The sequence below is a fragment of the Streptomyces sp. NBC_00775 genome (genome assembly GCF_036347135.1).
In the GTDB taxonomy this organism is placed as follows: domain Bacteria; phylum Actinomycetota; class Actinomycetes; order Streptomycetales; family Streptomycetaceae; genus Streptomyces; species Streptomyces lutosisoli.
Window position 1 is genome coordinate 4994898 of sequence record NZ_CP108938.1, and the last position, 12142, is coordinate 5007039.

At 70.2% G+C, this 12142-nt stretch carries 10 protein-coding genes, 1 tRNA gene and 1 pseudogene; 8 read left to right on the forward strand and 4 right to left on the reverse strand.

What is annotated here, in order from left to right:
* The first annotated feature begins 102 nt into the window (after positions 1-102).
* Positions 103-342, forward strand: a complete 240-nt coding sequence (locus OIC96_RS22270) for a LuxR C-terminal-related transcriptional regulator (RefSeq protein ID WP_330310219.1) — start codon at positions 103-105, stop codon at positions 340-342.
* Positions 343-598: 256 nt separating this feature from the next.
* Here the strand turns inward: OIC96_RS22270 and OIC96_RS22275 are convergent, their stop codons facing one another.
* Entirely contained in the window at positions 599-1063 is a 465-nt protein-coding gene (locus OIC96_RS22275) for a GatB/YqeY domain-containing protein (protein WP_330306142.1), read from the reverse strand.
* A 139-nt stretch (positions 1064-1202) separates the two neighbouring features.
* On the opposite strand from OIC96_RS22275, the gene OIC96_RS22280 reads away from it, so the two are divergent.
* The 3 genes from OIC96_RS22280 to OIC96_RS22290 all read left to right on the forward strand — a co-directional run bounded on the left by OIC96_RS22280 (position 1203) and on the right by OIC96_RS22290 (position 3350).
* On the forward strand, positions 1203-2129 hold the full coding sequence (locus OIC96_RS22280; RefSeq protein WP_330306141.1) for a metallophosphoesterase: 927 nt from the start codon (positions 1203-1205) through the stop codon (positions 2127-2129).
* 317 nt (positions 2130-2446) lie between these two features.
* Positions 2447-3247 (forward strand): Pr6Pr family membrane protein, encoded by an 801-nt coding sequence (locus OIC96_RS22285; protein ID WP_330306140.1) that lies wholly within the window; start codon positions 2447-2449, stop codon positions 3245-3247.
* A gap of 29 nt (positions 3248-3276) precedes the next feature.
* Positions 3277-3350: transfer RNA gene (locus OIC96_RS22290), tRNA-Pro, on the forward strand.
* A gap of 15 nt (positions 3351-3365) precedes the next feature.
* Here OIC96_RS22290 and OIC96_RS22295 read toward each other — a convergent pair.
* Positions 3366-3623, reverse strand: a pseudogene (locus tag OIC96_RS22295) (hypothetical protein); the annotation flags it as partial.
* Positions 3624-4108: 485 nt separating this feature from the next.
* Between OIC96_RS22295 and OIC96_RS22300 the strand changes: the two are divergent.
* From OIC96_RS22300 to OIC96_RS22310, 3 genes are all read left to right on the forward strand, one after another.
* Positions 4109-4723: a hypothetical protein gene (locus OIC96_RS22300; protein WP_330306139.1), complete on the forward strand. Its 615-nt coding sequence runs from the start codon at positions 4109-4111 to the stop codon at positions 4721-4723.
* Between the two features lie 336 nt (positions 4724-5059).
* Positions 5060-6019: an ATP-binding cassette domain-containing protein gene (locus OIC96_RS22305; protein ID WP_330306138.1), complete on the forward strand. Its 960-nt coding sequence runs from the start codon at positions 5060-5062 to the stop codon at positions 6017-6019.
* 74 nt (positions 6020-6093) lie between these two features.
* A complete protein-coding gene (locus OIC96_RS22310; protein WP_330306137.1) occupies positions 6094-6909 on the forward strand; it encodes an ABC transporter permease in 816 nt (271 codons plus the stop codon).
* Positions 6910-7003: 94 nt separating this feature from the next.
* On the opposite strand, the gene OIC96_RS22315 is transcribed toward OIC96_RS22310, so the two are convergent.
* Positions 7004-10129 carry a BTAD domain-containing putative transcriptional regulator gene (locus tag OIC96_RS22315; protein ID WP_330306136.1) on the reverse strand — a complete coding sequence of 1042 codons (3126 nt, stop codon included), beginning with the start codon at positions 10127-10129 and terminating at the stop codon, positions 7004-7006.
* 136 nt (positions 10130-10265) lie between these two features.
* Positions 10266-11225 carry a helix-turn-helix domain-containing protein gene (locus OIC96_RS22320; RefSeq protein ID WP_330306135.1) on the reverse strand — a complete coding sequence of 320 codons (960 nt, stop codon included), beginning with the start codon at positions 11223-11225 and terminating at the stop codon, positions 10266-10268.
* Positions 11226-11363: 138 nt separating this feature from the next.
* On the opposite strand from OIC96_RS22320, the gene OIC96_RS22325 reads away from it, so the two are divergent.
* A complete protein-coding gene (locus OIC96_RS22325) occupies positions 11364-12131 on the forward strand; it encodes an SDR family NAD(P)-dependent oxidoreductase (protein WP_330306134.1) in 768 nt (255 codons plus the stop codon).
* Positions 12132-12142: the final 11 nt, after the last annotated feature.

Genomic DNA, 12142 nt, shown 5'->3' on the forward strand with positions numbered 1-12142 from the left:
ATTGGTGAGATTTATTCTGCTGTCCGGACTCACAGGCGCTTCCTAGACTGGCATCCCGAAAGGCAGTGATCGGGCTGCTTCATGGGGGAGGCGACTTTGACCGTGACGCCGGAATGTGACACCACCAATCCAGGAATCCATCCCAACGACCAAAAGATCCTGAATCTGTTGTACGAGGGGCTGAACGACGCGTCGATTGCCCGGCACTTGGGGGTCGGACACCGCACGGTGCAACGCAAGGTGCAGCGACTCATGGAACTGCTCGAAGCCAACGGGCGGGTGGCCCTGGGGGCACGCGCCCAGGAACTCGGACTCCTCGGGAGCGCCGACACCGATCACTGACGACCCGCACGGACCGATACGGACCGACACAGGCTGACGCAGGCCGACACAGACCGACAGAGGCACCTGGGTGACCGCCGGGGCCTCGTTCACCTGACCTGTGCCTCGGTTGCACGCGGGGCGCACGGCCGCCTGAGGCCGCAACCGCTTGACGGGCGGCCGCCTGGCCGACGACAGCATCTGAGGCGACGCGTCGGAATATCGGAATCGTGGGCCAGGACGAACTCCTGGCCCACGAGAACCTTCTGGCGCCGACTCAGCCGGCGAGCAGCTTCTTCACCACGGCGGCGACGCGGCCGCCCTCGGCCAGGCCGGCCACCTTCGGGTTCACGATCTTCATGACCTGCCCCATGGCGCGCGGCCCCTCGGCACCAGCCGCCTTCGCCTCCTCGACGGCCTGGGCGACGATCTGCTGAAGCTCGTCGTCGGACAGCTGCTTGGGCAGGTACGCGGCGAGGACCTCGCCCTCCGCCTTCTCCCGCTCGGCCGACTCGGGACGCCCGCCCGCCGCGAAGGCGTCCGCGGCCTCGCGGCGCTTCTTCGCCTCGCGGGTGATCACCTTCTGCACTTCGTCGTCGGAGAGTTCGCGCTTGGTCTTGCCCGCGACCTCCTCCTTGGTGATGGCGGTGAGGGTCAGCCGGAGCGTCGAGGAGCGGAGCTCGTCGCGCCCCTTGATCGCGGCGTTGAGGTCTTCCTGAAGCTTCGACTTGAGCGTGGTCATGTCGCTGATTGTCGCAGGTGTGGTCAGCCGGTTGCCTGTTGATTTCGGGGCGCGCTCCCTGTGCCCTCGCGGGGGGCGGGAGTGCGGGGTTGTCCACAGGCGGGCAAGCGGGCTCGCCGGGGTCTGACACGATGGACGTATGCGCGCGCGATACGGAGTACCCCTGGGAATCACGGCGGTGGGCGCCGCCGGTCTGTTGTACGCGGCGGGTTTCGAGGCCCGCTCCTTCCGCCTCCGGAGGGTGACGGTCCCGGTCCTGCCACCGGGGATGCGACCACTGCGCGTCCTTCAGGTCTCCGACATCCACATGGTGGGCGGTCAGCGCAAGAAGCAGCGCTGGCTGCGCTCCCTGGCCGGTCTGCGCCCCGACTTCGTGATCAACACCGGGGACAACCTCTCCGACCCCGAGGGCGTGCCCGAGGTCCTGGACGCGCTGGGCCCCCTGATGGAGTTCCCGGGGGCGTACGTCTTCGGTTCGAACGACTACTACGGCCCCAAACCCCGCAACCCCGCCCGCTACTTGACCGAGAAGATCCAGGGCCGCCACGGCCTGAACGGCAACCCACCCGTGGTGGGCGCCATCCACAACCCGTGGGAGGACCTGCGCGACGGCTTCGACACGGCGGGCTGGCTGAACCTGACGAACACGCGGGGGACGCTGAAGGTCGAGGGCGCGGAGATCGAGCTGACCGGCCTCGACGACCCGCACATCAAGAGGGACCGCTACGCGCGCGTGGCCGGTGGCCCCTCGGAGTCCGCCGACTTCTCGATGGGCGTGGTCCACGCCCCGTACCTGCGCACCCTGGACGCCTTCACGGCCGACGGCTACCCGCTGATCCTGGCCGGCCACACCCACGGCGGCCAGGTCTGTGTCCCCTTCTACGGCGCCTTGGTCACCAACTGCGACCTGGACGCGGACCGCGTGAAGGGCCTGTCCACGCATACGGCGGAGGGCCGGACGGCGTACATGCACGTCTCGGCGGGCTGCGGAACGAACCGCTACACGCCGGTACGGTTCGCCTGCCCGCCGGAGGCTTCACTGCTGACGTTGGTGGAGCGGAGGTAAGGGGGCCGGAGGGCAGGGGCGGAGAGCAGAGGCCGGAGAGCAGGGGCGGACTCGGGACGCCGACGGGGGGCGCCGCTGACGAAGCGGGCCGAGAACGGCGCGCGCCACTGATACGGAGGGCCGCGGAGCACAGACCCGGACGACCGTGAGCCGCTGACCCGTACGGCACGGACGGCTGCGCCCCGCCGACACCCACGGCACGGACTGTGCGGGCTGCACGAACTGCGCGGGCCGTGCGGGCCGCACAGTCCATGCGGGCGTAACCCACCCAGGCGACCCATATCGCCCGATTCGTCCGCTCCCCTTAGCGTGGGGCCATGATCGCCCCCATACCCAAGGACATACCCGACATCCCCGCGATACCGGGTATCCCCCCGCCGACCCTCTCCGTCGTCCCCGCGACGGCGGTGGTGGCCCCCACACGCCGCCCGGTGGCGGCGGCTTTCCGACTGCTCGTAGCCCTCGCGGCGGCGACGGGCGTGGCCATCGACCTGATCCTGGGCAGCCCGCTCCACGTCCTCAGCTACTTCACGATCCAGAGCAACGTGCTCGTGGCGGTGGTCTTCGCCGCCTCGGCCTGGCGTGCGTGGACGGCCCGCCGTCCGCTGCCCGGCGCAGTGACCGGCGGCACACTGCTCTACATCTCGATCACGGGCCTCGTCTACCACCTGATCCTGGCGAACCAGTCCAGCGGCTTCTCGATGACCGGGGAGATCGACACCCTCACGGGCTGGCACGCGGTGGCCAACCAGCTCCTGCACACGGCGACGCCGATCGCGGTGCTGGCCGACTGGCTCCTGCTGACCCGCCCGACCCCGCTGGCCGTCCGAAACGCCGCCACCTGGCTCCTCTACCCCCTCGCCTACCTGGGCTTTTCCCTGGCCCGCGGCGCGATGATGTCCCCCGGCACCCCGACGCGCTATCTCTACCCCTTCGTGGACGTCGACCAGCACGGCTACGTCGGCGTCCTCGGCAACACGGCGATCCTCGGCGTCGCCTTCTATGCCCTCGCCCTCCTCACCGTCGCCCTCGACCACGTCCGCCCCGACCCGGTCCACCACCGCGTCCGACGCCCCGAAAACCGGATTTCGTCTCCGGCCACCAGTGGGCTAAAGTAAACGACGTCGCCGCGACAAGCAGCGACGATCGGGGTGTAGCGCAGCTTGGCAGCGCGCTTCGTTCGGGACGAAGAGGTCGTGGGTTCAAATCCCGCCACCCCGACAGCTAAATAGCAGTTCAGAGGGCCCTTACCGATTCGGTAAGGGCCTTCTGGCGTTGCTGCGTGTCTATCTGCGTGACTAGCGCTCCGGATCCCGCTTGAAGATGCCGCTTGAAGATGCCGTCCATGACCACGGCGCCGGTCTGGATCATGGGCCGGATCTGTTTCCGGTACACCTCCTCGGTCACGCCCGTGCCGGAGTGCCCGACGAGTCGGGAGATCTCTTCCAGCGGAACGCCACGGTCGGAGAGCAGAGACACGAAGCTGTGCCGGAGCACGGCTACAGGAGTCCCTGGGCGTCCCCACCGTTGATCGCCGAGGCGTCCGGACCGATGGTGTACCTACTGATGTCCTATAGCCAGGCCGAGGAAGTCTCGGAATACGCTGCCCAACTGGCCCGGAGCCACGGATTGGTCTGTTTTGATCCACAGGGTGAAACCCTGCGGCCTTGAGGATCGCTGCTGGAAGCGCGGCAGCGGCCCGGGGCGAGTCGGCGCGATACAGCAACGAAGTACAGCAACCACAGCACCCGGCTACGCCCAGCGGTGTCCGTCAGCCGCTCCGGGCAACCTGTATGACCGTTAATGCCTGGTCTTGTTAGAGCTACGGATCAGAACGTGTCACTCTCTGCGCCTGGGTGGCGAGATCACGCCCTCTACAGGGGATGGCATGCGGCTGTACCGTGCGATCCGCACACATAGGAGCACCTCAGGGCACTGGAGCCAGACCTGTGATAGCCATTCAACTTGCTTCTGAGGGCATGGACACAGCCTTCATCGCCGCCATTGCCGGCGTGGCTGGCGCTCTGGTGGGAGGGGTGGCCACCGTCGCCGCCGCCCGTTCCTCCAGCCGAGGATCCGTGGGTGCTGTCGCGAAATCAGGAGCCGATGCCTACGGCATGTCCGTTCGGCAGACACGGATGGACTCGTATCAGGAGTTTGCCAAGGCGGCGCGTCTGGCGGTAAGTCAGATTCAAGACGCCGCAAACTCAGTCGGGGCGTACAGCCAAAGCATCGGAGAAGACGAGCGTCGCGGTGCCATCCCATCCCTACAGGACCTGCTCGCTCAACTCGACCCGATGGGCGATGCCGCGATCCGCGTACGACTCGCCGGCCCAAAGGTCGTCGCCGAAGAAGCGCATGCAGTGCTTGAGAAGTGCGGGAACGCGCTGGGTGACCTGGAGAGCTACGTCGGACTGGTCCAAAGCAGCCCCTTCATGTCAGTAGACAGCGACGATCTCACGATCATTACGGAAGGCCCCCTGATCCGATACCGCGAGGTAGCAGCCTCCATCGGAGCTGTTTCAAATGCGATCGCAGGGTTCCTTGACGTAGCGCGTGACCACCTGGACGACTGGAATGGAAGACCCGCTTAGCGGTGCACCGAGAGCCAGGCCTGGGCGAGCATGGACCTGTCCCCGGTGAGTGTCTAACTGCGTGACAACGACGACACACGGCCGCCCTTCCTGTGTCTCTGGTGATCGTTTGCCCCCCCCTCTCGGCCCCCTCGGCCCCCCTCGATCAACCACCGGCTCATTCGGCCCGGCCCACGCTCCTGAGAGAGCGTGTGCCGGGTCTGTTCGTGGAGTCCTCTGATATCGCCTGACAGCTGTCGGCGGCCGCTGTCAGCGGGCTGGCCATGGACTGTCAGCAGGGCCCGGCATCGTCATGGTCATCGAGAACGACGAGGACCTGACGAGGAGTTGTTGAACATGGCGTACGCGATCCGGGCCGAGGGACTGGTCAAGAAGTACGGCGACTTCACCGCCCTGGACGGCGTCGACCTGGAGGTCCCGGCCGGCAAGGTCGTCGGCGTCCTGGGCCCCAACGGCGCCGGCAAGACCACCACCGTGCGCATCCTGGCCACGCTGATGCGCCCCGACGGCGGACACGCCACCATCGGCGGCCACGACATCGTCAAGGACCCGGTCAAGGTCCGGCAGCTGATCGGGCTGACCGGTCAGTACGCCTCCGTGGACGAGACCCTGTCCGGCGCCGAGAACCTGGTGCTCATCGGGCGGCTGCTCGGCCTGTCCCGGCGCGATGCGAAGGCGCGGGCCGCCGAGCTCCTGGAGAACTTCTCTCTCTCCGAGGCGGCCCGCAAGCCGATCGCCACCTTCTCCGGCGGTATGCGACGGCGTCTGGACCTGGCCGCCTCCCTGGTCGGCCGGCCCCAGGTGCTCTTCCTGGACGAGCCCACCACCGGCCTGGACCCGCACGCCCGGCAGGAAGTCTGGGATGTCGTACGGCAGTTGGTCGCCGACGGCTCCACGGTGCTGCTCACCACCCAGTACCTGGAGGAGGCCGACCAGTTCGCCGATTCCATCACCGTCTTCGACAAGGGCCGCAAGGTCGCCGAAGGCCGGCCCGGTGAGCTCAAGCGCCGCGTCGGCGGCCAGATCCTCCAGGTCCGGCCCACCGTGGCCGCCGATGTGCCGCGGGTCACGCAGGTGCTCGCCGAGTTGTCCGGCCACTCGCCCGCTCAGGACTCCGGCGTGCTGACCGTCCCGGCCGACGACCCGCTGATCGTCGCCGCGGTCGCCCGCCGCCTGGACGGCGCCGGCATCACCGCCGATGAACTCGGCCTGCGGCTGCCCAGCCTGGACGAGGTCTTCCTCGCCCTGACCGGACACGCGCCCGCCACGACCGACGAGCAGCCCGTCGCTGTCTGAGCCCCTGCTCCCCCGTTCCGCGAAGTCCGCGAAGTCCGCGAAGGCTTCTCCCTAGATCCGAGAGGACCCCCGTCATGAGCACCCAGCCCCTCAGCGCCCACGCCGAGCTCTCCGGCCGTATCGGCCTCGCGCAGACCGCGCAGCACAGCCTCGCTCTCGCCGGGCGCGGCGTCACCAAGTTCATGAAGTCGCCGATGCAGCTGGTCGATGTGATCCTCACCCCGATCATCAGCCTGCTGATGTTCATCTACCTCTTCGGGGACGCCATGTCCGGTGGCGACACCGACGGCTATCTGCGGCTCGTCACCCCCGGCGTCATGGTCATGGCCGTCTTCCAGGCCAGCATCGGCATCGGCGCCTCGCTCTCCGCGGACGCCAGTACCGGGATCTTCGACCGGTTCCGCAGCATGCCGATTGCCCGCTCCAGCCCCCTGATCGGCGCCGTCCTCGCCGACATCGTCCGCTATGTCGTCTGTCTGGGCACCCTGGTCGTCCTCGCCCTGGTCATGGGCTACCGCGTCGAGACCGGCCCGCTCGCCGCGCTCGCCGCGCTCGCCCTGCTCGTCGGCTTCGCCCTCAGCTTCTCCTGGATCTCGGTGTACCTCGGCATGCTGATCAAGAACCCCGCCTCCGTGCAGGGCCTGATGACCATCCTGATCCTGCCGCTCACCTTCGCCAGCAACGTCTTCATCCCCAGGGACGGCATGGCCGGCTGGCTCCAGGCCTGGTCCGACGTCAACCCCGTCTCCCTGGTGGCCGACACGGTCCGCGGCCTGCTCAACGGCGGCCCGGTCGCCGGTTCCCTGGCCGGCACTCTCGCCTGGATGGCCGGCGTGATCGTCGTCTTCTTCCCGCTGGCCATGCGCGCCTACCGCAAGAACGCCGGCTGATCCTCCGGTGACAGGCACGGCCGGGCGGGGTCCGCACCTACAGGGGTGGTGCGGACCCCGCCCGGCTGCCTGTCCGCATGACCGCGCGCCGTCGTCAGAATCGCGGCACCGCCCGCAAGGTCTCTGCCTCCAGCCAGCGCAGCGCGTCCTCGCGGGAGTACGCGGCCCCCTCCTCGTACGCCTTCTTGAAGCCCTCCTCGCCCAGCGTCGCCACGATGCGGTCGACCAGCTCGCACCACTCCGGCTCGCCCCAGTCGAAGGCGCCGCGCATCACCTGGCTCATGCCGAGCGACCTGGCGCCGTCTTCGGGGGCGCCCTCCCATGTCCGTAGTCCGCCGAGCAGTTCGGCCACCCAGGCGAGCGCGGCGCCCGCTCCCTGGCCGAACAGGGCGCCGGCCGCTTCGGGCAGCAGGGCCCTGGCCCGCACGGCGTCCCCCTCGGCGAGACGGTTCTCGATGCGGGTGCTGACGATCAGGTCGCGGGCCAGTTCTCTGAGGGAGGGGCGCCGGGCGCTCAGCGCCTCAAGACGGTCGAGGGTCGCGTCGGACTGCGCCAGGTCACCGGCCCTGCGGTGGACATTGGCCAGGCCCACGAGGATGTTGGCCTCCAGGCGCAGCTGTCCGCGCTCGCGGGCCTGCCGGTGTGCGGCGTGCAGATCGCGGAAGGCGCCTGCCAGGTCGCCGCTGCGCCGGCGTTCGCGGGCGAGTCGGGCCTTGCTGAGGTAGAGGTAGTCCTCGGTGCCGAGTTCGGAACTGAGTGCCACGGTCCGTTCGAAGGTGGCGATGGCCTGCGGGTACTCGCCGCGCAGGGAGTGGTCGCGGCCGATCGGGAACAGGCTCATCACGAGCCCCCAGCGGTCGCCCACCTCCTCGAAGCCGCGCAGGGCCTCCCTCCGGGACTCGGCGCCGGTGACCAGGTCGCCCTGTTCGGTGAGGGCGAAGTCCCGTGCCAGGTGGGCGCTGGCCCGCACCCAGGGGTCGGGTGAGTCGAGGGGGTCTCCCTGGTCCGCGGTTCCGCCCGGGTCTGACTGGCCGGTGGGGAAGGAGACTTGGGACATCCGCAGGAGCAGTGTGGCCGGGTGGAACTCACGTGCCGTCGCCGACTCGCCCTCGGCGGCCGGACGTTCGCCGCCCCCTGGCCGTACGGCATAGGTGTCGAGCTGGGTGCTCATCCCCCTGATCCCCCAGTACCAGAACATCGCCCTGGCGAAGCGTGCGGCCAGGTTCCCGTCCGGGGCGTCGACGAGCGAGCGCAGCGCGAGGACGAGGTTGTCGTGTTCGGCGTCGAAGACCTCGATCGCACGCAGTTGTTCGCCGGTACGAAGGCGGGGTTCGTGTTCTTCCGCGAGGGCCAGGAAGTAGGCGGCGTAGCGCCTGGTGACGGCGTCCCCGGACTCGGTCTCGGCGTCGGCGAGCCGCCGCGCCGCGTACGCGCGGACCGTCTCCAGCATCCGGTAGCGCGGCTCGCCCGCCCCTTCGTCGACGGTGTGGACCAGCGATTTCTCGACCAGGGCGTCCAGGAGGTACGGGATGTCGGCGACCGGGAGCGACGGGTCCGCGCAGACCTCTTCGAGCGCGGCGACGGTCGCGCCGCCAGGGAACACCGACAGTCTGCGGGCGAGGATCCGCTCGGGTTCGTCGAGCAGGTCCCAGCTCCACTCGACGAGCGCGAGCAGGGTGCGCTGGCGGGGCAGGGCGGTGCGGCTGCCCGAGGCGAGGAGGCGGAAGCGGTCGTCGAGGCGGCGCGCGATCTGCTCGACGCTCATCGAGCGGAGCTTCGCCGCGGCCAGTTCGAGGGCGAGCGGCATCCCGTCGAGCCGCCGGCAGACCTCGACCACGGCGTCGAGGGTCACGTCGTCGAGCGTGAAGTCCGGCCGGACTCCGGCGGCCCGGTCGACGAAGAGGCGGACGGCGGGCGACTGCGCGGCCTCGGCGGGCTCCGGTGATCCCATCGGTACGTCGAGGGGGCCGAGGTGACACAGGGACTCACCGGTGATGGCGAGGGCCTCGCGGCTGGTGGCGAGGATCCGCAACTCCGGGAGCTCGTCGAGGAGTTCGGCGGTGAGTTCGGCAGCCGCCTCGACGAGGTGCTCGCAGTTGTCGAGCAGGAGCAGGGCGTCGCCGCTGCCGAAGAGCCCGGCCATGCGCTCGACCGGGGTGGCCCGCTGCCCCTGGCCCGCGTCGTAGAGGCGGCCGTCGGTGGAGCTGAGGGCGCCGAGTACCGCGTCGGCCAGCTGGTCCGGTGCGCTCACGCCGGCGAGCGGCACGAACCAGACCCGGCCGCGCGCGTGGGCGCGGTCCCGGGTGGCCGCTTCGAAGGAGAGCCGGGTCTTGCCCGCGCCCCCGGGGCCGACAATGGTGACGAGCCTGCTGTGGGCCAACTGCCCGGCAAGCCGCGTCAGTTCACTGTCACGGCCGACGAAGCTGGTGAGCCGGGCCGGGAGGCGGCTCGGGGCGGCCTCGGCCCGCTCGGCGGGCGTCTCCAACTCGCCTCGCAGCAGGGCCAGATGGATCTCCCGCAGCCCGGCCGACGGATCGACGCCGAGTTCGTCGCCGAGCCGCTCCCGTATCGCCTCGTACACCGCGAGGGCGTCGGACTGCCGTCCGGCCGCGGACAGCGCCCGCATCCGCAGCCCGGCGACCCGCTCGCTCAACGGCCGCTCGGCACCGGCCGCTTCGAGGTCGGCCAGCACCTCTCCGTACCGCCCGAGCCGCAGCTCGGCATCGCAGCGGTCCTCGGCCGCCGCGGTCCGCAGATCGTCCAGCCGGGTCGCGACGGGCCCGGCGAACGGGGCGTCGAGGACATCGGCGAGCGCCGCGCCGCGCCACAGCCCGAGCGCCGTCGCGAGCAGCGAGGCCGCCTCGCCGGCCCGCCCGGCCGCCAGTTCCCGCCTGCCCCGGGCGGTCAGATCCTCGAAGCGGTGAACGTCCACGTCCTCGGCCCGCACCGAGAGCCGGTAGCCGCCGGACGCGGACTCCACCGCCGCGGACCCGCGCAGCGCCCTGCGCAGCCGGGACACCAGCGCCTGCAGCGCGTTGGCCCCGTCGGCGGGCGGCTCCTCTCCCCACAGGCCGTCGACGAGCGAGTCGACCGGCACCGTGCGGCCCTCTTCGAGGGCGAGCCTGGCAAGGAGCATCCGCAGCCGGACGCCACCGACTTCGACCGGCGTCGCATCATCGGCGTACACCTGAATCGGTCCGAGCAGCTCTACGCGCACCACGGCGGCCTCTCCCTCCCGACCGACCGGCCCCTCCGTGTCGATCACCCTCCAACGCCGGGTCAGCATCACCCACTTGACGCCGCCGGTAAAGGGCCTTCGGCGCCGGACGGCACGTCGGTGTGCGGTGCTTCGGCGGTCAGTCGGGGGTTTCGGCCGACTCGGCCGGTTCGGAGTCGTCGGCCGACGCGTACTCGTCGATGCCGTCGTTGGTCGCGGCCCAGCTGGCCAGCAGGTTCAGGGCGTCCTGCGCACGTGACGCGGGCTCGGCGGTGTAGGCGAGGAGGAACTGGCTGGGGTCCGCTCCGAGCGGGAAGGTCTCGAACGGCAGGTCGAGGTCGCCGACGACCGGGTGGTGGAGGCGCTTCAGGCCCGTGGTGTGGATCCGGACGTTGTGGGCGGCCCAGCGGCGACGGAAGTCCTCGCTGCGGGTGGACAGCTCCCCTATCAGGTCCGTCAGCCGCCGGTCGTAGGGGCCGCGGCCGGCTTCGGCGCGCAGCATGGCGACGGTGTCGCCCGCGACCTCGTCCCAGTCGCGGAAGAACTCGGTCGCGTGCGGGGCGAGGAAGACGAACCGGGCGTTGTTCGGCGGCCTCACCGGGTCGGCGTAGACCGGGGAGAACAGCGCGCGCCCGAGGGGGTTGGCGGCCAGGATGTCCAAGCGTCCACTGAGTACGAACGCGGGCGTGCCGGTCATCGAGTCGAGGACGCGCCGCACCGCGGGCCGGACGCGCTGCTGGGCCGGCCGGCGGCGTGGCGGGCGGGCCGTGCCGGCGCCGCGCAGGAGGTCGAGCAGATGGATCCGCTCGGCCTCGTCGAGTTGCAGCGCTTGCGCGATGCCGTCGATGACGCTCTCGGAGACGCCGGTGGCGTTGCCGCGCTCCAGCCGGGTGTAGTACTCGCTGGAGATGCCCGCGAGCAGGGCTACCTCCTCCCGGCGCAGCCCGGTGACCCTCCGGCGGTCTCCGCCGTACACGGGCAGTCCGGCCTGCTCGGGGGTGACCCTGGCCCGTCGCGTGCCCAGGAATTCCCGGATCTCCGCGCGGAAATCACCACGAAGGTCACGGCTGGTGCCGTAAGGGTCGTTTCTGCCTGCCATGCGCCCCACTCTACGAGCGCTGCCGCAGGGCTGGGGGTCCCTCTCAGGGACCCCCTCATCAGGGACTCCCACGCTCCCATGACAAGCGGTTCTGTTGATGGTGCGGCATCCAGAGAACCAAAGAACAGGACACCCCCCATGTCATCGAACCTGACCGGCACCGTCGCTCTCGTCACCGGCGCGAGCAGCGGTATCGGCGCCGCCACCGCCCGCCGGCTCGCCGAGAACGGCGCCTCCGTCGCCCTCGTGGCCCGCCGCAAGGACCGTCTGACCGACCTGGCCGCCGAGATCGAGAAGGCGGGCGGCACCGCGCTGGCGGTGGAGGCGGACATCACCGACCGTGCCCGGGCCGAAGCGGCCGTACAGCAGGCCGTCGAGCACTTCGGACGACTGGACACCCTCGTCAACAACGCCGGCCTGATGCTCCTGGGCCCCGTCGCCGGCGCGGACGTCGACGAATGGGAGCGCATGATCGCCGTCAACGTCCAGGGCCTGCTCTACACCACCCGCGCCGCCCTGCCACACCTGCTCAAGGCCGCCGAAGACGGTCCGCGCCGGGTCGCCGACATCGTCAACATCAGCTCGATCGCCGGCCGCGTCGCCTGGAACGGCTACGGCGTCTACAACCTCACCAAGTTCGGCGTGAACGGCTTCACCGAGTCCCTGCGCCAGGAGGTCACGCGGCGGCACGTGCGCGTCGGTGTCCTGGAGCCGGGCGGCGTGGACACCGAGCTGGGCTCGCACAACGACCACAAGCCCGAGATCCGCGAAGCGATCGGCGCCTTCTACGAGCAGACCGAGGTCCTCGCCCCCGACGACATCGCCGACGGCGTCGCCTACATGGTCACCCGGCCCCGCCACGCCTCCGTCGGCGAGCTGTGGATCATGCCGACCGACCAGGCCTGACGGCACCCGTC

Bases quoted from the DNA above. Each gene is read 5' to 3' on its own strand.
- OIC96_RS22310 (WP_330306137.1), top strand. From the start codon at position 6,094: ATGAGCACCCAGCCCCTCAGCGCCCACGCCGAGCTCTCCGGCCGTATC.
- OIC96_RS22275 (WP_330306142.1), bottom strand. From the start codon at position 1,063: ATGACCACGCTCAAGTCGAAGCTTCAGGAAGACCTCAACGCCGCGATC.
- OIC96_RS22300 (WP_330306139.1), top strand. From the start codon at position 4,109: ATGGACACAGCCTTCATCGCCGCCATTGCCGGCGTGGCTGGCGCTCTG.
- OIC96_RS22325 (WP_330306134.1), top strand. From the start codon at position 11,364: ATGTCATCGAACCTGACCGGCACCGTCGCTCTCGTCACCGGCGCGAGC.
- OIC96_RS22305 (WP_330306138.1), top strand. From the start codon at position 5,060: ATGGCGTACGCGATCCGGGCCGAGGGACTGGTCAAGAAGTACGGCGAC.
- OIC96_RS22285 (WP_330306140.1), top strand. From the start codon at position 2,447: ATGATCGCCCCCATACCCAAGGACATACCCGACATCCCCGCGATACCG.
- OIC96_RS22280 (WP_330306141.1), top strand. From the start codon at position 1,203: ATGCGCGCGCGATACGGAGTACCCCTGGGAATCACGGCGGTGGGCGCC.
- OIC96_RS22320 (WP_330306135.1), bottom strand. From the start codon at position 11,225: ATGGCAGGCAGAAACGACCCTTACGGCACCAGCCGTGACCTTCGTGGT.